Genomic DNA, 20,809 nt, shown 5'->3' on the forward strand with positions numbered 1-20,809 from the left:
TAAAACAGAATTAGATTCTAATAAAAACGAACACGTCTGACACCTATTTTAAGCTAGACAAAAACAACAAGTTATGAAGCCTTTTACTGCTTCTTTTTTATGTCGTTTTAAAGTGTATTATCCTTTTAAAAATTCATTTATAAATTTGATTTTCCTGTTTTTAGTCAAGCTATTATGATTCCTCAATTTGTTTTTTAAATCTGAAAAATGACCATCAATCATATTTGTTGTATTAGGTATATTTTGATCGAAATTATCATACCAAGTAAAGAGCCATTTTATATTTGTGTTTAGACTTCTATAAGCACTTCTGAGTCGTTTATGAGTATAGTAACTTTTTCCTGTTTCGAGGTTTGTAGTGCGCTCATTTAGGAAGCATTCCCATTTTGTAAACCATAATCCTAAGCCTCCAGCAAAAGATTCTTTATCGTTCTGTTTTAACAAGCTTACAAGTGCTTTAAGCTCAATTGAAGCAGGCATCTTAGGGTTTTTAGTTATGTATGGTCTTATGGTTGCAACCTGATGAAACTGACAAAGCTGTACAGGTAAATTCTTAAACAATCCTAGAAGTCCCTTTCTTCCATCACAGACAATTGCAACTATAATATAGCCTCTTGATATGAGGTGATTAACACCTTCTAAGTAAAGTGTATTAGTTTCTGAACGGACATAATACCAAAGTAGATTTTCTTTGGTGTAGGCGTCCTTAAATAACATCAAACCAAAGCTTCTACCCCAATAGGTTGTATCCATTAAAACTACAATTTTCCTCGGAATGCGCTCTGGAATTGTAACCTTGTATAAATCCATTTTTCGCTGGATAGTTCTCTTAGAACATCCGTGCTTTCTAGCAAGTTGCTGGTAAGTCTGTTTTCCTTTAGTATAGTCTTCCCAAATGATAGCAGGAATGACTTGTTTTCCTCCTGTAAAAAACGTGCCGCAGGATAAACATTTGTAGCGTTGTTTTTCATTTCTAATCCCATATTTTTTGGTTAGGGAACTCTTACAATAAACACATTTTTTTTATTCAAAGCCTTTGATTTACTACAAACCTAATCAATATAAGGGCTAACAAGATTATCAGCAACCATTTTGTCTATTACATCAACATTTTATACTTTAATAGCAGTTTGGTGTGGTTATAAAAGTTGGAAATTAAATAAGCTATTTAAAAGTAGAAAAGGAGAGTCAAACAAAAAATGGATGCTTGAAGATCTTATTTTTAAGCAAGCTGGAGGAACCACATTAATATTTTTGTCCCAATTACATATGGTGTTTGATATTTCAGAAGAATTCTCGAACAATACCTATGCTGTTTTAGCTTTAGCATCCGTTTTTACAATTTTAGTCTTAGTAAACTATATTAGCCTAGAATTACTTCCAAACAAATCCAAAAACTACTAAAAGAAACTTATCCAGAATTTTCTTTGTAACAAAGTGAAGACTTTAGACACTAACAAATAAACCAAACCAATAAACCAAGCTCATGCTCAAAAATTTTATAAGTCTTGAATGGAAATCATTTTTTAGATCAGCTTCTTTTAAAGTCAATATTGCGCTTAAAATACTCATGATTATTGGAGTGTTTTTTATGCTCTTATATGCATTAGCAATGGGTGTTGGGGCTTACTTTGTTATTGAAAAATATGTAGATCCAGATCCATTAAAAATTATTAACAAGTTTCTAATTTTCTATATTCTAGTAGATCTAGTCATGCGTTATTTTATCCAGAAAATGCCAATAGTAAATATTAAACCACTATTGTATTTACCATTAAAAAAAGATCAAATAGTAAGTTTTGGTATTAACAAAACAATGATTTCGTTTTTTAATATTATCCATGCTTTCTTTTTTATTCCGTTTTCTATTGTTTTAGTGGTTAAAGGTCAACACGACATTGTTAATGTGATAGGTTGGCATTTGGCTATGCTAGGTTTGTTTTATTCTAATAACTTTATAAATATTTTTGTAAATAGTAAAGACATCGTTTTTTACTCTATAATAGTTGTTTTAGCCACTTTTGGCGCACTAACTTATTTTGATATTTTCGACATTACTACATTTACTGCTCCAATTTTTGAAGCTTTTTATAATCAGCCTTATTTGGCAATTATTCCATTAGTTTTGGCATTTCTGTTATATAAAATGGCATTTAGTCATTTTAGAAAAAACTTTTATTTAGACGCAGGACTTGCAAAGAAAGTCGCCATTGCCGAAACAGATAATATGGCTTGGCTAGATCGTTTTGGTAGTGTTTCAATATTCCTTAAAAACGATATTAAGCTTATAAAAAGAAATAAACGCTCTAAAACAACAGTATTAATGAGTGTTCTTTTTATCTTTTATGGGTTACTATTTTTTACCGGATACATAGAGGCTTACGATGGTCCTTTTTGGCGCATTTTTGCCGGTGTTTTTGTCTCTGGTGGCTTTCTATTTAGTTTCGGACAATTTGTACCAAGTTGGGATAGCGCCTATTATCCTTTAATGATGAGCCAGAATATTCGCTATAAAGAATATCTAGAATCTAAATGGTACTTAATGGTTATTGCAACAATAATCTCTACTGTTTTAGCTTCGTTTTACCTTTATCTTGGTTGGCAAGCTTATGCCGCAGTGGTTGCTGGTGCTATTTATAATATTGGCGTAAATTCACACATGGTACTTTGGGGAGGTGCATATATTAAAACGCCTATAGATTTATCGTCTAATAAAAAGGCTTTTGGAGACAAAAAATCTTTCAATTTAAAGACTCTATTGTTAACCATTCCAAAATTAGTATTACCGGTGGGGATTTATGCTGCTGGTCATTTTGCCCATGGAGAAATACTAGGATTTATTTTAGTAGCTGTTGCAGGGTTTTTTGGATTTTTATTCAAAAATAAAGTCTTCAGTATAATAGAAAAAATTTATAAAGCAGAGAAGTATAAAACCTTAGCTGCATACAAACAAACCAACTAATAAGTTATGATAACAACATCAAACCTTTCGAAAACATACAACGGAGTTACTGTTTTAAATATAGAAAATTTAGACATTCCTAAAGGACAGAGTTTTGGATTAGTAGGAAATAATGGAGCAGGAAAAACAACCTATTTCAGTTTGCTATTAGATCTTATTCAACCAACAACTGGACATATTAAGAACAATAATGTAATGGTGAATGAAAGTGAAGACTGGAAACCATTTACTTCAGCTTTTATAGATGAAACATTCCTGATTGGTTATCTTACAGCCGAAGAATATTTTTATTTTATTGGCGAACTTCGTGGACAAAAGAAAGAAGAGGTTGATACACTTCTCGCTGAATTTCAAGATTTTTTCCACGGCGAAATTCTTAAACAAAAAAAATATTTAAGAGATTTAAGTAAAGGAAACCAAAAGAAAGTAGGTATTGTTGCCGCACTTATTGGAAACCCAGAAGTTATTATTCTCGACGAACCTTTTGCAAACTTAGATCCTACAACACAAATTAGATTAAAAGGTATTATTAAAGATTTAGCACAAAAGCAAGGTGTAACTGTTTTGGTATCTAGTCACGATTTACTGCACGTTACTGATGTTTGCGAACGTATTGTAGTGTTAGAAAAAGGTGAGGTTATTAAAGATTTAGAAACTAGTGCAGCGACTTTAAAAGAGTTAGAAGCGCATTTTTCTGGTGTGGCAGAGGTTTAATTTATAAGAATTCCTTTAGACTCTCTCCTTGAAGGTTTCTGTAGAAATTGGTGTTTCCGTGAAATAGAGAATCTAAAACATAGATTTTTTTAAAACCTTGTGTTTTTATGGTCAGATTATTGCTAATATTTAGTAAATCCAAAAAAGATGCTTATTTTTACGTGCTTATCTAATAGCTAACAATATCCGTTTAAGTTTAAAGTTATGTATTAGACTAAATACAACACCGTTGAAAAAAGTTAAAAAATCCATATTATTTATAGCCGTTTCTGCCCTAATAATTACAGGTTGTTCGCGTAAAAACGACAGTTTTATTAGCAGAAACTTCCATGCTGTAACTACAGAATATAACATATTGTATAATGGTTTTATTGCTTTAGAGAAAGGGCGTGAAACTTTAAACGAAGCTTATAAAGACAACTATTGGGATATTTTACCAGTAGAGCGTATGCAAATACTTGATGATATTATGCTGCCTGGTGAGTCTAAAAACTCAAATTTCAAAACTTCAGAAGAGAAAGCGGTAAAAGCCATACAAAAACATGGTATGAATATTCAAGGTAAAGAACACAATCCACAAATAGACGAAGCTTATATTCTTTTAGGAAAATCTCGTTATTTCGATCAGCGTTTTGTGCCAGCTTTAGAGGCTTTTAACTACATTTTATATAAATACCCAGCAAGTAGTAACATTAATCAAGCACGAATTTGGAGAGAAAAAACCAATATGCGTTTAGAGAATGATGTGTTGGCTATTAAAAACATAAAAACACTCTTAGAACAAGAAGAATTAGAAGGCCAAGATTTAGCAGATGCTTCTTCAACAATGGCGCAAGCATATATTAATACCAAATCTATTGATAGTGCTTTAACACAAATTGTAATTGCTGCAGAGTCTACTAAAAAACCTAGTGAAGAAGGTAGATACTACTTTATTCAAGGTCAGTTGTATAATGCCTTGCAAGACAAAGACAGTGCAAACATTGCTTTTGATAGAGTAATTGATTTAAATAGAAAAATTCCACGTAAATACTTAATTAGTGCTCACGTAGAAAAAGCTAAAAATTTCGATTATGAAAAAGGGAATAAACTAGAATTTATAACCTATTTAACAGATCTTGAGGAAGATAGAGAGAATAGACCCTTTTTAGATCAGATTTATCATCAAGTGGCTCAGTATCATTTAAAACAGAAGTCAGATTCTTTAGCGATTACTTACTACAACAAATCGATTCGCACCAATTCTCAGGATAAAATTTTAATGGCAAGAAATTACGAGATTCTTGGCGATATGAGTTTCGATGTTAATAACTACAAAGTAGCAGGCGCATATTATGATAGTACAATGACGAAAATGGTTAAAAACAGTAAGCCATATAGAATCATTAAGCGTAAAAGAGAAAATCTAGACGATGTTATTTATTATGAAGGTGTAGCAGAAGCGAACGATAGTATCATTCGTTTGGTGAAAATGAGTGAACCAGAAAGACAACGTTTTTTTGAGGATTATGTTGCTAATTTAAAGTTAGAAAAAGAAGCAGAGGCGGAGCGTTTAGCGATAGAAAAACAGAAAAAAGGTTTGGTTCAAAATAATTCGGGACAAAACGAAGGCAAGACCTTTAAATCAAAAGGAGGTCCTACTAAGCCTTCAAAGTTTTATTTCTATAACGACCAAACGGTTGCTTATGGAAAAAACCAGTTTCAGCGTATTTGGGGAGAAAGAGAAAATGCAGATAATTGGAGATGGTCAGACGGTGGCTCTAAGTCAAATAAACCTACAATTGTTTCTAAAGTTAATGATTCAATTGTAAAAGATGATGTGTTATTAGATCCAAAATTTTATTTAGCCAAGATTCCTTCAGATGCGAAAGTAATCGATAGCATTTCAAAGCAGCGTAATTTAGCTTACTTTCAATTAGGATTAATTTACAAGGAGAAATTTAAAGAATACGACCTGTCAAAATCAAAATTCACAGATTTATTAAATAACAATCCGGAAGAACGTTTAATATTACCATCGCAATACAATTTGTTTAAAATGTATGAAACTTTAGGAAACACTGCAGAAGCAGATATTCTTAAAAACAAAATTATTTCTAATTATCCAGACTCCCGTTACGCAAAAATTTTAAGCAATCCAGAGGTAGCTTTAGCAAAAGACAAAAGTAGTCCAGAAAGTATTTACGAGGACACTTACAAGCAATTTGAAGCACAAGAATTTCAAACAGTCATTACTACGTGCGAAAAATATATTATAACATTCGAAGGCGATGATATTGTGCCTAAATTTGAACTTTTAAAAGCCTTTGCAAAAGGAAGACTAGAGGGTTTTGTTGCTTATAAGAAAGCAATTAACGATGTTGTTGTAAATTATGCCAATACTCAAGAGGCTATTCAAGCTCAAGCTATTTTGAACACGTCTATAAAAGAATTGCAAAAAACAGAATTTGAAGACGATGCTAGCGCAACAAAATGTAAAGTTGTATATCAGTTTTTAAGTACTGATAAAATTGAAATTGATGATTTTAAGAAAGTTCTAGACGAAACACTTAATGCAGCGAAATACAATAATATGTCAACCTCTATAGATATTTATACTAAAGATCAAACATTTGTTGTTGTACATGGATTAAGAAGCATAGAAACCGCAAGAGAATTTACATCTTTATTTCCTACGAAACTAAAAGAAAAAATTGAACGTCCGTTTTTTGGGATTTCGACTAACAATTATAGAATACTTCAAATTCATAAAAATTTACAAGCTTATACTGCTAATCAATAAATTAGCAAAATCTTAAAATTAACAATCATGTTTTCTGATAATAAAAAAAGTAAACAACAAGAACATTGTTCAATTCAAAATGTAATTGCTAAAGGCACCAAAATATTTGGCACCTTTTCTAGTGAAGGTGATATAAGGATAGATGGTATAATAGAAGGAGATGTTAGAACACCTGGAAAAGTTGTTGTTGGTAAAACAGGAGAAATTCATGGTTCTTTACAAAGTGGTAATGCACACTTTGAGGGCAAATTCACTGGTAAATTAAAACTCACAGGAACACTAACTTTAAAAGCCTCTGCGCATATAGAAGGTGAAGTTGTTATAGAAAAATTAGCTATAGAACCTGGAGCAACATTTAACGTATCGTGCGTTATGAAATCTACAGTAAAAGATATTAAAGGTGAGCAAAAAGGAAAGAAAACGGCTTAGTCCTTATTTAAGATTTACCTCTGTTGCTTTCCAAATGGGAGGAACTATTTGGCTAGGAAACATGCTAGGCGCATGGTTAGATACTAAATACCAAACAAATTATTGGGAAAATATAATTACACTCTTTGCAGTTTTCGTAGCTATGTACTTAGTTATAAGTCAAGTTTTAAAAATTTCTAAAGACAATGATTAAAAAAATTAGTATCTATTTAGTGTCTTTTTTTGCTTTACTGGTAGTTGCTTTCAATCTTCATTGCTATACCTTAGTTGCTTACAAAACAAACTTAAGATTATCTTTATTAGAAGTTTATATTTTTCATTGTGTTATTTCATTTGTAATTAGTATTGGTTTTTTATTGCTTTCTAATTCTATAAAGTGGTCTTCGCAATTAGGGTTTATCTATGTTTTTACTTTTATAACCAAGCTTATGCTTTTTGTAGTAGCTTTTAAAGACAGTATTTTTTCAATTGAAAAATTAACTAAAACGGAAAGTTTAAACCTGCTAATTCCAGTCTTCCTTTTTCTTTTTTTAGAAGTCTATTTTATAACTAAGATTTTGAATAAGAAATAGCTGAAAAGTTATTAAAGAAAAATTAATTTTATTTTCAAATAATTACATACCTTTGCACGGAATTTAAAAACGCAGTTTTTTTGATTTTTTTAACAATGAAGGTAGCCAAACAAACGTTTAAATTTTTCGTCCTCATATCAATGCTTTTTGCAAGTACTTTTGCAATGGCTGATACTCCTATTAATAAAGATGGAGATGATGGAGGTCAAGTAGATACAAAAAAAGAGGTTGAAGATTACATTCTTCACCACATTCAAGATTCTCACGATTTTTCTTTATTCTCTTACACAAGTGATGCAGGAGAACGTAAGCACTTTGGTTTTCCATTGCCTGTAATAGTATGGTCTAGTAATGGACTGGTTTCATTTATGTCTTCAGAATTTCATCACAATGATGATGGAAGCGTAATTGTTGAGAAAAACGGAGTAAAACTTGTAAAAAGTCACTCTAAAATTCTTGAATTAGATGCAGGAGCTTCAGCAGTAAGCTATGATGCAGAGCATCATGCAACAAACGCACATAGAGTGTGGGATTTTTCAATCACAAAAAGTGTTTTTGGTGTTTTAGTTATTGGACTATTAATGTTATTCTGGTTTTCTGGTTTAGCAAGACAATATAAAAAGAAGCAAATACCAACAGGTTTTGGACGTGTATTAGAGCCTTTAGTTTTATACGTAAGAGACGAAATTGCAAGACCAAACATTGGAGAAAAACATTATAGAAGATTTACAGGTTATTTATTAACGGTATTTTTCTTCATTTGGATATTAAACCTATTAGGTTTAACACCATTTGGTTTTAATGTAACTGGGCAGTTAGCTGTAACAGCGTGTTTAGCAATATTTACATTAGTAATATATACAGTAAGTGGTAATAAAGACTATTGGATGCACATTTTATGGATGCCAGGAGTACCATATTTAATTCGTCCAGTTTTGGCTATTATAGAATTAGCTGGAGCTTTAGTAATCAAGCCATTTTCATTATTAGTACGTTTGTTCGCAAACATTTCAGCAGGTCATATTGTGGTAATGAGTTTAATAGCAATTATGTTTACACTAAAAGAATCACTAGGTGTGGTTGGTGCAACAGGATTGTCATTAGTATTATCATTTTTTATAACATTAATTGAGGTTTTAGTTGCTTTCTTACAAGCTTATATCTTTACAATGCTTTCTGCATTATTTATAGGTATGGCAGTAGCAGAGCACGAGCATCATTAATACATTTTGTTTAATTTAATAAATTTATTATTATGGTAACTTACAATTTAATTGGAGCAGGTTTAATCGTAATCGGAGCAGGAATAGGTCTTGGTCAAATTGGTGGAAAAGCAATGGAAGGTATTGCTCGTCAACCAGAGGCTTATGGAAAAATCCAAACAGCGATGATTATTATTGCAGCACTTTTAGAAGGTTTAGCATTCGGTGCTTTATTCTTAGGAAAGTAAGCAGCAATCAAACTTTTAAAACACAAATCTGCAACGGTTGGTTGCAGGTTGTGTTTTTCAAATTAAACAGAAAAATTTTAAATAAATTTAGAAATGGATAAGTTATTAAATGATTTTTCACCTGGATTATTTGTAGTTCAAACTATCTTACTTTTACTATTAATTTTATTAATGGTAAAATTCGCATGGAAGCCAATTATGAATTCTTTAAATGAAAGAGAAGAAGGAATTCAAGATGCATTAGACTCAGCTGAGAAAGCAAAGTTAGAGATGCAAAATCTTCAAGCAGATAACCAAAAGTTATTAAACGATGCACGTGCAGAACGTGAAGCAATGCTTAAAGAGGCACGTGAGATAAAAAACTCAATGATTGAAGGCGCTAAAGAAGAAGCACAAACGCAGGCAAACAAAATGATTGCTCAAGCGCAAGAAGCTATCGAAAGCGAAAAAAAATCAGCTATGGCAGAATTAAAGAGTCATGTTGCTGGTTTATCTGTAGATATTGCAGAAAAAGTAGTACGTCAAGAATTATCTAACAAAGACAAACAATTAGCATTAGTTGAGTCTTTATTAGGTGAAGCAAAACTTAACTAATAAGATAGATGGCAAGAGCAGCAATACGTTATGCAAAAGCAGTGTTAAGTTTAGCGCAAGATCAAAATGCAGCAGCTGCTGTAAATAACGATATGCATCTAATAGCAAATACTGTTGCGCAAAGCAAAGACTTAAGCGATGTGCTTAATAGTCCTGTAGTTAGCGATTCAATAAAAAAATCTGCTTTACTGGAAATTTTTAAAGGCATTAATCCTTTAACAGTAAACACTATTAATACATTAATTACCAATAAAAGAATTGCAATACTTCCTGAAGTAGCTAAGCAATTTTCGGTTTTATTCGATAAATTAAATGGAACTGAAGTTGCAACAGTAACAACAGCTTTACCATTAACAGACGATTTAAAAGTAAAGGTTTTAGCAAAAGTTAAAGAACTTACTGGAAAAGAAGTAGCTGTAGAAAATATTATAGATGAAACTATCCTTGGAGGTTTCATATTACGTGTAGGCGATTTACAATACGATGCAAGTATTACAAATCAACTAAACAAATTAAGAAGAGAATTTACATTAAACTAAAATTAATAAATCAGTAAAGAGTTTAAAACTTAATACTGAAATCTTAATACTATTAAAATGGCAGAAGTAAAACCAGCTGAAGTATCAGCAATCTTAAAACAACAACTTGCAGGATTTGAAGCTAGCGCTTCATTAGACGAAGTTGGAACAGTATTAACTGTAGGTGATGGTATCGTACGTGCTTACGGATTAGCTAACGCTCAGTATGGAGAATTAGTAGAATTCGATGGCGGATTAGAAGGTATTGTCTTGAACCTTGAAGAAGATAATGTAGGTATTGTATTATTAGGAACTTCAGTAGGCGTTAGAGAAGGTTCTACAGTAAAGCGTACCGAGCGTATCGCATCTATTCAAGTAGGTGAAGGTATTGTTGGTCGTGTTGTAGACACTTTAGGAAGTCCTATCGATGGAAAAGGACCTATTACAGGAACGACTTACGAGATGCCTTTAGAGCGTAAAGCGCCAGGTGTTATTTACAGAGAGCCAGTAACAGAGCCATTACAAACAGGAATTAAGGCAATTGATGCTATGATTCCAGTAGGTAGAGGACAACGTGAGCTAGTAATTGGTGACAGACAAACAGGTAAAACTGCAGTTTGTATTGATGCTATCTTAAATCAAAAAGAATTTTACGATGCAGGCGAGCCTGTATATTGTATATACGTTGCTGTAGGTCAAAAGGCCGCAACAGTAGCATTAATTGCTAAAACTTTAGAAGAAAAAGGAGCTTTAGCTTACACAACAATAGTTGCTGCAAACGCAAGTGATCCTGCAGCAATGCAAGTTTATGCACCGTTTACAGGAGCATCTATTGGAGAGTATTTTAGAGATACTGGTAGACCAGCATTAATTGTATTTGATGATTTATCAAAACAAGCCGTTGCTTATCGTGAGGTTTCTTTATTATTAAGACGTCCACCAGGACGTGAGGCATATCCTGGAGATGTATTTTACCTGCACTCAAGATTATTAGAGCGTTCTGCAAAAATTATTAATAATGATGCGATCGCTAGTGAAATGAATGATTTACCAGATTCGCTTAAGCCAATCGTAAAAGGTGGTGGTTCTCTTACAGCTTTACCAATTATAGAAACACAAGCAGGAGATGTTTCGGCATATATTCCAACAAATGTAATTTCAATTACAGATGGACAAATTTTCTTAGATGGAGATTTATTTAACTCTGGTGTTCGTCCAGCAATTAACGTAGGTATTTCTGTATCTCGTGTTGGTGGTAATGCACAGATTAAAGCCATGAAAAAAGTGTCTGGAACATTAAAACTAGATCAAGCACAGTATCGTGAATTAGAAGCGTTTGCTAAGTTTGGTTCAGATTTAGATGCTGTTACTTTAAATGTTATTAATAAAGGTAAACGTAACGTAGAGATTTTAAAGCAAGGTCAAAACGATCCATTTAAAGTAGAAGATCAAGTGGCAATTATTTATGCTGGATCCAAAAACTTATTAAAAGACGTTCCTGTCAATAAAATTAAAGAATTCGAAAGAGATTATCTTGAATTCTTAAACGCTAAACATAGAGGTGTTTTAGATACTTTAAAAACAGGAAAATTAACTGATGAGGTTACAGATACATTAATGAATGTATGTAAAGACCTTTCAGCTAAATATAGAGCATAATCTTATCCCAACTTTCTCAAAAAGAAGGCGTTTTAAGATGGATTTATGACATCAAGTTCAACTAATTAAAGTCCTTTCCTTAGGAAAGGATTTAGGATAGGAAAAATGGCAAACTTAAAAGAAATACGTAATAGAATAGCTTCAGTATCTTCAACGATGCAGATTACTAGTGCCATGAAAATGGTATCCGCTGCAAAGTTAAAGAAAGCACAAGATGCTATTACAGCAATGCGACCTTATGCAGATAAGTTAACAGAGCTTTTACAGAGTTTAAGCGCAACACTTGATGCCGATTCTGGTAGTCAATATTCTGAAGAGAGAGACGTTAAGAATGTACTTATTGTTTCAATTTCTTCAAATAGAGGTTTAGCAGGTGCTTTTAACTCTAACATTATCAAGCAAACAAAAAATTTAATTGATAATGTACATGCAGGAAAAAAGGTTTCTGTAATTGCAATAGGAAAGAAAAGTAACGATGCTTTTTCTAAATTAGGCCTTGTTATCGATAATAAAAGTGATGTTTTCGACGACTTAACTTTCGATAACGTTGCAAAAATAGCAGAAATGCTAATGGAGAAATTTGTTACTGGTGAGTTCGATAAAATTGAAATCGTTTACAACAAGTTTAAAAATGCTGCAACTCAAATTATAATGACAGAGCAGTTTTTACCAATTGTACCTATTGAAGGAGCTGTTGTTGTAAAAGCAGATTATATTTTTGAGCCTTCTAAATTAGAAATTGTAGAACAGTTAATACCTAAGTCGTTAAAAACACAATTATACAAAGGTATTAGAGATAGTTTTGCAAGTGAGCATGGCGCACGTATGACAGCAATGCATAAAGCGACAGATAATGCAACCGAACTTAGAGATCAGTTAAAATTAACATATAATAAAGCACGTCAAGCTTCTATTACTAACGAAATTTTAGAAATTGTTGGTGGTGCAGAAGCACTTAATAATTAGACGAAGCATATAATAACTAACGTTTGTTTCTGTACTTGTGCAGAATCTAAAAGACTAAAGCCTTATTCTAATTAGAATAAGGCTTTTTTATGTTTTAATTATAATTGTACTTCAAAAATTAAAGCCTGTAATCCCTAGTTTTAAAGATTTAAATCTCAAGAATACAAATTTTATGAATTAAACGGAATGAAAATTGTTTATTATATTTAGAATCAAATAACGAGAACTATGAAACTATATAAAACTTTAGCTTTTTTGTTGGTATTTGTTGTAATGCTAGCCAGTTTTACACATTGTAAAAGCTCAAATGAAGTTAGTAATTCAAAAAACAACAACCAAATTTTAAAATTAGAAGATAAAACATCTTTTATTTTAGGCAATGCCTATTTTCAAAGTTGGGTTGCAGGAGTACGAGGAGGAGGTTCTGGGATACATCTATATATTTCAGTATTAAGTAATAAAAATAGTGTCGCTTTTGATAGTGTATATTTTAGAGATATGAAGTCTAAGATGCAACTAGATAAAAAGAGTTATATAGCAAGTTTTAAAACTGCAGCAAACCAACAAGACAGTATTGTTTTTAGCAATAATATAAAAGCTGAAGATGTAAATCAGTTACTTAAGAGTAATTTTCCTTTCAATTTAAAAGATAACGAATGTGTTATAAGTTATATTGAGAATGGTACTGCTAAGTATTTGTTATTAGAAAATTTAACGGAGAAAAGGAGAATAGAATATCCAAGCGCTCGACCAAAGCATTAATATTATTTGCAGTTCAATTTTCTTAATTATAAAAAAAAACCCCTATTAAGATAAACTAATTTCTTGCGTTAAAGACGGTAATTTACTAGATAGTGCGCTAATTTTTTCAACAGAAACTTAGAAATTTACGATAAAACGTAATGAAAACTGTTTCACTATATTTATAATCAAATTAGGATTATTATGAAACTATTTAAAACACTATTATTTTTAACACTTTCTTTAGTAATGCTAATCAGTTTTTTTCAATGTAAGAGTTCAGTACAAAAGAAACCTAAAAGTGTAACAGAAAATTTAGACATAAAATTAGAACCCAAAGGAGATATAACAGCGGGAAAAGTTTACTATCAACAACAAGTTGTAGAACAGAAATCTGTTATAAGTATTTTCTTTCCAGAATTAGCAAATAAGTATAATTATGTAATAGACAAAGTCTATTTTAGAAATAGAGTTGGCAAGATTATAAATGGTAAAGCCTCTAGTTTTGCATTACTTATGGAACAGGAAAACGATATTAATATGAGTAATGAACCCAATGCAGAATATGGAAATACAATACCAAATGCAATAGAAAAAATTTCATTTAAATTAGAAGATAATCAATGTGTAGTAAGCTATATTAATGGTACAGAAATCAAATTTTATCAAATAGATAACGTTGTAGAAAAACCAAATTAATAGCTGTCAACTTGGCTGTCAAAGCAGACTAATTACTTTTTTTTTAATTTCTAAAAACGAACCTATAGCAGTTTCTTTGTAACCAGAGAATCAATAGGTAAAAAGCAAATAAAAATATTTTTATAGTTCTAATAGAATCAATATATTTAACCTAATTATTTTACACCAATTTGAGCGGATTTAAATCTCTTTTTAAACAAACATTTATTTATGGTTTAGCAACTGTGCTACCGCGTATGTTGAGTTTTATTTTAGTGCCACTCTATACAGATCCAAACGTGTTATCGACAGCAGAATATGGACGCGTATCTTTTATATTCGCTTATTTTGTTCTTTTTAATGTAGTTCTAGCTTACGGAATGGAAACGGCTTTTTTTAGATTTTTTAATACAAACGAGAATAAAGAAAAAGTAACAAGTACATCTGCAATTTCATTATTAGTAAGCTCATTTGCTTTATTAGGAGTTGCTTTTCTCTTTAGAAATCAAATTTCATCACTAATAAATATAGAACTTAAGTACCTCAATTTAATATTTATTATTCTTCTATTGGATGCTTTGGTAATTATTCCATTTGCATGGTTACGCGCAACAGCAAGACCAATGCGTTATGCTATTATTAAAATACTAAATGTTACTATTAATTTGGGACTCAATGTTTTTCTCTTATTGTATTTAAAAGGATTAGCTGAAGGTCATTCAATGTTTAATAGTATTTATTTAAATGATTTTGAAATTAGTTACGTCTTCATTTCCAACTTAATTGCAAGTGGAATTACATTACTATTATTGCTTCCATTTTATTCTAAAATCAAACTCAAATTTGATACTGTTTTGTGGAAAAAAATGATGCGTTACGCCATGCCAGTTTTAATTGCAGGTATTGCCTATTCTGTTAATGAAACTTTTGATCGTATTCTGTTAGAAAAATTATTACCGGCTAATATTGCAGACGAGCAAGTTGGCATGTATTCGGCATGTTATAAGCTAGCTTTGTTTATGACCTTGTTTGCAACCGCTTTCCGTTTAGGCATTGAACCTTACTTTTTTAGTCACTCTAAAACAGAAAACCCTCAAAAAAATTATGCAAGAATCTTAGAATACTTTGTGGCTTTTGGTTCTGTTATTCTATTAACTGTTGTTGTATTTGCAGATGTTCTAAAACCTTATATTATAAGAAGTGAAGCCTATTATGAAGCTATGTGGATTGTTCCTTTTATTCTTCTAGCTAACTTTTGTTTGGGAATTTACCATAACCTTTCGGTATGGTATAAAATTACAGATCGCACTAAGTTTGGCGCATACATTTCAATATTTGGAGCTATAATAACATTGGTTTTAAATTATGTTTTAATTCCTGAAATTGGTTTTAAAGGCTCAGCTATTGCTACACTTTCAGCATATGCAATAATGATGTTGTTATCTTTTTACTTCGGAAGAAAATACTACCCTATTCCATATAACCTGAAGAAGATAGGACTTTACTTTGGTCTTTCAACACTGCTTTCTATGTTGTATTTCTATCAATTTAGAGGCAATTATGTTGTTGGAATTGGAGCATTAATTGTATTTTTAGGCATCGTTTTTCAGCTTGAAAAAAAGGAGCTAAAACAAATATTAAAAAGTAGCTAATCTGTTATTTAGAGCTTAGTGAAGAATCTCATAAAATGAATATAAAAATAATAAATAAGTCCGCTCACGCTTTACCACATTACGAAACCATTGCTTCTGCTGGAATGGATTTAAGAGCTAATATTAAAGAAAGTATTATACTGGAACCAATGGAACGCGCAATAGTGCCAACAGGACTGTTTTTAGAGCTTCCAATTGGTATAGAAGCACAAGTAAGACCAAGAAGTGGTTTAGCGGCTAAAAAAGGCGTTACAGTGCTTAATGCTCCAGGAACTGTAGATGCGGATTATAGAGGTGAAGTTGGCGTTATATTAGTCAATTTATCTTCGGAAGCATTCCGCATCGAAAACGGAGAGCGTATTGCACAATTAGTCATTGCTAAACATGAAAGAGCAGAATGGCAAGAGGTTAAAATACTGTCTGAAACCGAAAGAGGAGACGGTGGTTTTGGTAGTACTGGAGTTTCTTAGGAAACCCATACAAGTATTAGTATTAATACAGTTATTAATTAATAAAATTTCCACCTTCGTGGAAATGAAAATAAAGAGTTTATATGAAAATAATAGTACCAATGGCAGGACGAGGTTCTCGTTTACGTCCACATAGTTTAACAGTACCAAAACCATTAATTCCTGTTGCAGGACAACCAATAGTACATCGTTTAGTAAAAGATATTGTAAAAGTATTAGACCAACCAATAGAAGAAATTGCCTTTGTTTTAGGTGATCCAGCTTGGTTTGGAGATGACGTTGTCGCTAGTTTAAAAGCATTGGCTGAAAGCTTAGGTGCTAAAGCATCTATTTATAGACAAGACCAACCGTTAGGAACAGGTCATGCTATTATGTGTGCTAAAGAGTCTCTTTCTGGCCCTGCAGTTATCGCTTATGCCGATACACTTATACGTGCTAATTTTGATTTAGATCCAGAAGCAGATGCTGTTATTTGGGTAAAACAAGTCGATAAACCAGAAGCTTATGGTGTTGTTAAATTAAACGATAATAAAGAAATTGTTGAGCTCGTAGAAAAGCCAGAGCAGTTTGTTAGCGATTTAGCAGTCATTGGTATTTATTACTTTAAAGAGGTTTCTGCTTTAAAAGCTGAACTTCAAAAAGTACTTGATAATAACATTATTAATGGTGGAGAATACCAAATTAACGATGGTATTAAAGGCATGATGGCAAACGGAAAAGTATTTAAAACTGGAGAAGTTAGCGAATGGATGGATTGCGGAAACAAAGCAGTAACTCTAGAAACCAACCAACGTATGTTGGGCTTTTTAAAAGCAGATGACGAAGAGCAATTAATTTCTGATTCCGTAAAAAATGAAAATTCAAACATTATCGAACCTTGTTATATTGGTAAGAATGTTATTTTGAAAAATGCTACAATAGGTCCAAATGTTTCTATTGGAAATAATTGTATAATTGAGAACAGTACAGTTAAAAACAGCCTAATTCAAAATGAAACCATAATAAAAAATGCTAATTTAGACGAAGCTATGATTGGAAACCACGTTAAGTACGATGGTAAATTCACCAAAATTAGTATTGGTGATTATTCTATATTGGAATAAAATTTCTGCCACTTGCGCTGAGCTTGTTGCAGTAATCTCATTAATCTATCTAATTTTTTTTTGGAATAACTTTTGAGCTGTCATCAAGAATGATGCGAAGAATCTAAATAAATGAACAAATTAAGCTACATATTACTTTTTATCTTCGGAATACTCCTATTTCCGCAAGCCGGTTCTGCGCAAGTAGATTTTAATGCAACATCAGATGACGATTTAGGGAATTTTGAAGATGAATTTCAAGAATTATTCTATGAAGCGCTTCAGCAAAAAGCGATTGAAAATTACGACAAGGCTATTGTTGCGTTGCAAAAATGCTTAGCACTCGACGATTCTGAATCTATTCTGTACTTCGAATTAGGTAAAAACTACAATAAGCTAAAAAACTTTGGTGCTGCCGAAGATGCTCTTAAAAAGGCAGTGAGCAAAGAACCAGATAATGAATGGTATTTAGACGCCCTTTACGAAAGCTATGCGCAACAAAAAGAGTATGATAAAGCCATTAAAACAATCAAGCAATTGGTGAAATACCATCCGGATTATAAGGAAGACTTAGCGGCGTTATATGTGAGAACAAAAAAATATAAAGATGCCCTAAAAGTACTGGACCAATTGGATGAAGAGTTGGGCGCCTCAGATCAAAGAGACCGCTTAAGAAACCATATATATAATGTTACAGGACAAAAAAAGAAGCAAATAAAAAAACTTGAAGAACGTGTTGACGACAATCCAGATACCGAAAAAAACTATTTGGCTTTAATTTTTAGGTATAGCGAAAATAACGACACGAAAAAAGCTTTTGAAACTGCAAAAAAACTGTTAGAGATTAATCCAGAATCGCAGTTAGTACACTTAGCATTGTACAAGTTTTATTTAGACGATAACGATGCTAAAATGGCTATAGAATCTATGAAAGTAGTTTTAAGTAGTAGGCAAATTAAGCCTGAAGCTAAACTTAAAGTTCTAGCAGATTTTGTTAAGTTTGTAGGCAAGAATCCGCAATACGAAACAGACTTAGTAGAAATTACAACTTTAGTGAGCGAAAAGGCCACAGATGCAAAGACCTTTATTGAAATCGCAGAATATTATTTAGCAAAAGATGATAAAATTAAAGCGATAGAATACTATACAAAAGCCCAAGCTATAGAACCGGAAAACTTCAGAATTTTAAGAAATATTATCTTATTACATATCGATTTAAGGGAGTTTGATATAGCAGAACAAAAAAGTACCGAAGGGTTAGAGAAATATCCAGCGCAACCAGTGCTTTATCTTATTAATGGTGTTGCATTAAATCAGTTAACGAAGTATAATGATGCTGTTGAAACTCTTGAAACTGGTTTAGATTATATTATAGAAGATAATAAAATGGAATCCGATTTTTACAAGCAATTAAGTAAAGCATATACTGGTTTAAACAATTTAGCGAAAGCAAAAACGTTTAGTGATAAAGCTAAAAATTTAGAAATCTCAAATTAAATGACACTTAAACCTCAAATAGTTTCGCTAATACTTGTGCTTTGTATTGGTTTGGTTAGTTGTAAATCTGCTAAAACAATAGCAGATAATGGAACGTTGAATGCTAAGCTTTCGGCCCGACAAATTATAAAAAAGAGCGACAAAAGCGAGTTACAGTTCAATACGCTAAGTGCAAGAGTTAAGATAAACATGATTGAAGGAGATAAGTCTAAAAGCTATTCTTTAAAATTAAGAATGCAAAAGGATAGTACAATCTTACTTATATCTTCACCTATAACTGTTGTTAAGGCCATAATAACACCAACAAGAGTAGCGTTTTATAATAAATTAGATGGTACTTATTTCGATGGTGATTTTGCATATTTAAGCGACCTTTTAGGCACAGAATTAGACTTTAATAAAGTGCAAGCTTTGCTTTTAGGAGAGCCCGTTTTTAAGCCAAATACAAATGAGTATGAAGCTTCAGTTTTTGAGAAGTCTTATATGTTAAACCCAATAAATCAAAATGATTTGTTCGAAGTGTTTTTACTTTTCAATCCAACACATTTTAAAATGGATTCTCAACAAATTGCGCAATCTAAAGAAAAACGTTTACTTGAAATAGACTATTTAGCATACCAAGACGTAGAGAAAGAGGTCCTTCCACAGCGCATAAAAATTACTGCTCTGGAAAATGACGAGCAACTAAAAATAGACCTTGAATATAAAGGTGTTCAATTAAACCAAAACCTTAGGTTTCCTTTTACTATTCCTTCAGGTTACGAACAAATAATACTTAATTAATGCACAAGTTTCAGCATAAAATATTAGTTTTTGCCCTACTGTTTTTTTGTAGTGCTTTTGTTTTTTCACAAAGTGGAAAACAAAAAGAATTAGAAGCAAGACGTTTGGAGTTGTCTCGTGAAATTCAGCAAATAAATGCACTATTGACTTCAAATCAATCTAAAGAAAAATCTCAAATTTCTCAAATCGAAGACTTAAACCATAAGGTTCGTGTGCGTGAGAACCTTATAAAGGTTACCAATCAACAGGCTAATTTATTAACGCGAGAAATTAATAGTAATCAAAAGCAAATTACCACAAATCGTAATGAGTTAACGCTCCTAAAAGAAAGCTATTCTAAAATGCTTCAAAAAGCATATAAAAACAAAAATAAGCAGAGTCGTGTTATGTTTTTATTGTCTGCAACAAATTTCAAGCAAGCTTATAAACGTGTTCAGTATTTAAATCAATATGCCGATTACCAAAAAGATCAAGCCGATAAAATAAAAGTAAAAACAATAGCATTACAAGAAGCTAATACAAATTTATTGGTGCAAAAAGAAGCAAAAAGTAAGCTTGTTGCAGAAAACAAAAAAGAGCAAATTATTTTAGAAATAGAGCGTAAGCAACAAGAAACGATTATGAAGTCTATTAAAAAAGACTTAGATAAATACACTGCTCAAATTAAAAACAAACAAAAAGAAGCTAGATTAATCGATAATCAAATAGATAAGTTAATTAGAGAGGCTATTGCTGCATCTAATAAAAAGGCAAATACTAAAACTACAACTAAGAAATCTAAAAGTTTTGCTTTAACAGCAGAAGCTAAAGCGTTAGCTGCAGATTTTCTAGGCAGCAAGGGAAAACTACCTTGGCCAGTAGAAAAAGGTGTGGTAAAACTGCGTTATGGAAAACAACCATCTCCAGTAGATCGTAATTTAACTATTAATAGTAATGGTGTAAGAATTTCTACAGAAAAAGGAGCTAAAGTACGTGCCGTTTTTAACGGTGAAGTTATGAGTATTTTAAAACCTAGACGTAGTAATCCTATTGTTATGATTAAGCATGGTAACTATATTACCACCTACCAAAACTTAGGTAAAATTTATGTAAAAACAGGCGATAAAGTAACCACAAAACAAGATATAGGAGAAGTGTTTACAAACCCAACTACTGGAGAAACTATATTAAAATTTAGAATTGATAAGGATGATAAAACGCAGAATCCTTCGAGCTGGATTTATAAGATGTGATACTAGAGCGTCAACCTGAACTTGTTTC

At 31.8% G+C, this 20,809-nt stretch carries 21 protein-coding genes and 1 pseudogene; 21 read left to right on the forward strand and 1 reads right to left on the reverse strand.

The window, feature by feature from the left end:
• Positions 1–117: 117 nt before the first annotated feature.
• Positions 118–1,008 (reverse strand): annotated as a pseudogene (locus RH82_RS09000) (IS256 family transposase, variant Zn-binding type); the annotation flags it as partial.
• A gap of 84 nt (positions 1,009–1,092) precedes the next feature.
• Between RH82_RS09000 and RH82_RS09005 the strand changes: the two are divergent.
• The 21 genes from RH82_RS09005 (at position 1,093) to RH82_RS09105 (ending at position 20,781) form a co-directional block, all read left to right on the forward strand.
• The gene (locus RH82_RS09005; RefSeq protein WP_034060041.1) at positions 1,093–1,404 is read left to right on the forward strand and encodes a hypothetical protein; all 312 of its coding nucleotides are present in this window, start codon (positions 1,093–1,095) and stop codon (positions 1,402–1,404) included.
• A gap of 82 nt (positions 1,405–1,486) precedes the next feature.
• Positions 1,487–2,962, forward strand: coding sequence for a DUF5687 family protein (locus RH82_RS09010; protein ID WP_034060042.1), 1,476 nt, complete (start codon positions 1,487–1,489; stop codon positions 2,960–2,962).
• A gap of 6 nt (positions 2,963–2,968) precedes the next feature.
• A complete protein-coding gene (locus RH82_RS09015; protein ID WP_034060043.1) occupies positions 2,969–3,676 on the forward strand; it encodes an ABC transporter ATP-binding protein in 708 nt (235 codons plus the stop codon).
• A 229-nt stretch (positions 3,677–3,905) separates the two neighbouring features.
• Positions 3,906–6,458 (forward strand): type IX secretion system periplasmic lipoprotein PorW/SprE, encoded by a 2,553-nt coding sequence (gene porW, locus RH82_RS09020; protein WP_034060045.1) that lies wholly within the window; start codon positions 3,906–3,908, stop codon positions 6,456–6,458.
• 27 nt (positions 6,459–6,485) lie between these two features.
• Positions 6,486–6,887 carry a bactofilin family protein gene (locus RH82_RS09025; protein WP_034060047.1) on the forward strand — a complete coding sequence of 134 codons (402 nt, stop codon included), beginning with the start codon at positions 6,486–6,488 and terminating at the stop codon, positions 6,885–6,887.
• Positions 6,859–7,080, forward strand: coding sequence for an AtpZ/AtpI family protein (locus RH82_RS09030; RefSeq protein WP_034060049.1), 222 nt, complete (start codon positions 6,859–6,861; stop codon positions 7,078–7,080). The genes RH82_RS09025 and RH82_RS09030 overlap by 29 nt, the downstream gene beginning before the upstream one ends.
• Positions 7,073–7,459, forward strand: coding sequence for a DUF6168 family protein (locus RH82_RS19245; RefSeq protein ID WP_034060050.1), 387 nt, complete (start codon positions 7,073–7,075; stop codon positions 7,457–7,459). Before RH82_RS09030 ends, RH82_RS19245 begins: the two co-directional genes overlap by 8 nt.
• A 95-nt stretch (positions 7,460–7,554) precedes the next feature.
• Complete coding sequence (gene atpB, locus RH82_RS09040; RefSeq protein WP_034060549.1) at positions 7,555–8,682, forward strand: F0F1 ATP synthase subunit A; 1,128 nt, start codon at positions 7,555–7,557, stop codon at positions 8,680–8,682.
• 32 nt (positions 8,683–8,714) lie between these two features.
• Entirely contained in the window at positions 8,715–8,909 is a 195-nt protein-coding gene (atpE, locus tag RH82_RS09045) for an ATP synthase F0 subunit C (RefSeq protein WP_034060051.1), read from the forward strand.
• A gap of 93 nt (positions 8,910–9,002) precedes the next feature.
• Positions 9,003–9,503 (forward strand): F0F1 ATP synthase subunit B, encoded by a 501-nt coding sequence (locus RH82_RS09050; RefSeq protein WP_034060052.1) that lies wholly within the window; start codon positions 9,003–9,005, stop codon positions 9,501–9,503.
• Positions 9,504–9,511: 8 nt separating this feature from the next.
• Positions 9,512–10,042: an ATP synthase F1 subunit delta gene (gene atpH / locus RH82_RS09055; protein ID WP_034060054.1), complete on the forward strand. Its 531-nt coding sequence runs from the start codon at positions 9,512–9,514 to the stop codon at positions 10,040–10,042.
• 57 nt (positions 10,043–10,099) lie between these two features.
• The gene (gene atpA / locus RH82_RS09060) at positions 10,100–11,680 is read left to right on the forward strand and encodes a F0F1 ATP synthase subunit alpha (protein WP_034060056.1); all 1,581 of its coding nucleotides are present in this window, start codon (positions 10,100–10,102) and stop codon (positions 11,678–11,680) included.
• Between the two features lie 105 nt (positions 11,681–11,785).
• Positions 11,786–12,646: an ATP synthase F1 subunit gamma gene (gene atpG, locus RH82_RS09065; RefSeq protein ID WP_034060057.1), complete on the forward strand. Its 861-nt coding sequence runs from the start codon at positions 11,786–11,788 to the stop codon at positions 12,644–12,646.
• 228 nt (positions 12,647–12,874) lie between these two features.
• On the forward strand, positions 12,875–13,408 hold the full coding sequence (locus RH82_RS09070) for a hypothetical protein (protein WP_034060058.1): 534 nt from the start codon (positions 12,875–12,877) through the stop codon (positions 13,406–13,408).
• Positions 13,409–13,591: 183 nt separating this feature from the next.
• A complete protein-coding gene (locus RH82_RS09075; RefSeq protein WP_034060059.1) occupies positions 13,592–14,086 on the forward strand; it encodes a hypothetical protein in 495 nt (164 codons plus the stop codon).
• 170 nt (positions 14,087–14,256) lie between these two features.
• Complete coding sequence (locus RH82_RS09080; RefSeq protein WP_034060062.1) at positions 14,257–15,717, forward strand: oligosaccharide flippase family protein; 1,461 nt, start codon at positions 14,257–14,259, stop codon at positions 15,715–15,717.
• Positions 15,718–15,752: 35 nt separating this feature from the next.
• Positions 15,753–16,187: a dUTP diphosphatase gene (dut, locus tag RH82_RS09085; RefSeq protein WP_034060064.1), complete on the forward strand. Its 435-nt coding sequence runs from the start codon at positions 15,753–15,755 to the stop codon at positions 16,185–16,187.
• Between the two features lie 83 nt (positions 16,188–16,270).
• Positions 16,271–17,290, forward strand: a complete 1,020-nt coding sequence (locus tag RH82_RS09090; RefSeq protein ID WP_034060066.1) for a sugar phosphate nucleotidyltransferase — start codon at positions 16,271–16,273, stop codon at positions 17,288–17,290.
• Between the two features lie 111 nt (positions 17,291–17,401).
• Positions 17,402–18,766 carry a tetratricopeptide repeat protein gene (locus RH82_RS09095; RefSeq protein WP_034060069.1) on the forward strand — a complete coding sequence of 455 codons (1,365 nt, stop codon included), beginning with the start codon at positions 17,402–17,404 and terminating at the stop codon, positions 18,764–18,766.
• Positions 18,767–19,549, forward strand: coding sequence for a DUF4292 domain-containing protein (locus RH82_RS09100; protein WP_034060072.1), 783 nt, complete (start codon positions 18,767–18,769; stop codon positions 19,547–19,549).
• Positions 19,549–20,781: a murein hydrolase activator EnvC family protein gene (locus RH82_RS09105; protein WP_034060074.1), complete on the forward strand. Its 1,233-nt coding sequence runs from the start codon at positions 19,549–19,551 to the stop codon at positions 20,779–20,781. The genes RH82_RS09100 and RH82_RS09105 overlap by 1 nt, the downstream gene beginning before the upstream one ends.
• The last annotated feature ends 28 nt before the right edge of the window (positions 20,782–20,809 follow it).

It is taken from the genome of Lacinutrix jangbogonensis, from assembly GCF_000797445.1.
GTDB lineage: Bacteria > Bacteroidota > Bacteroidia > Flavobacteriales > Flavobacteriaceae > Lacinutrix > Lacinutrix jangbogonensis.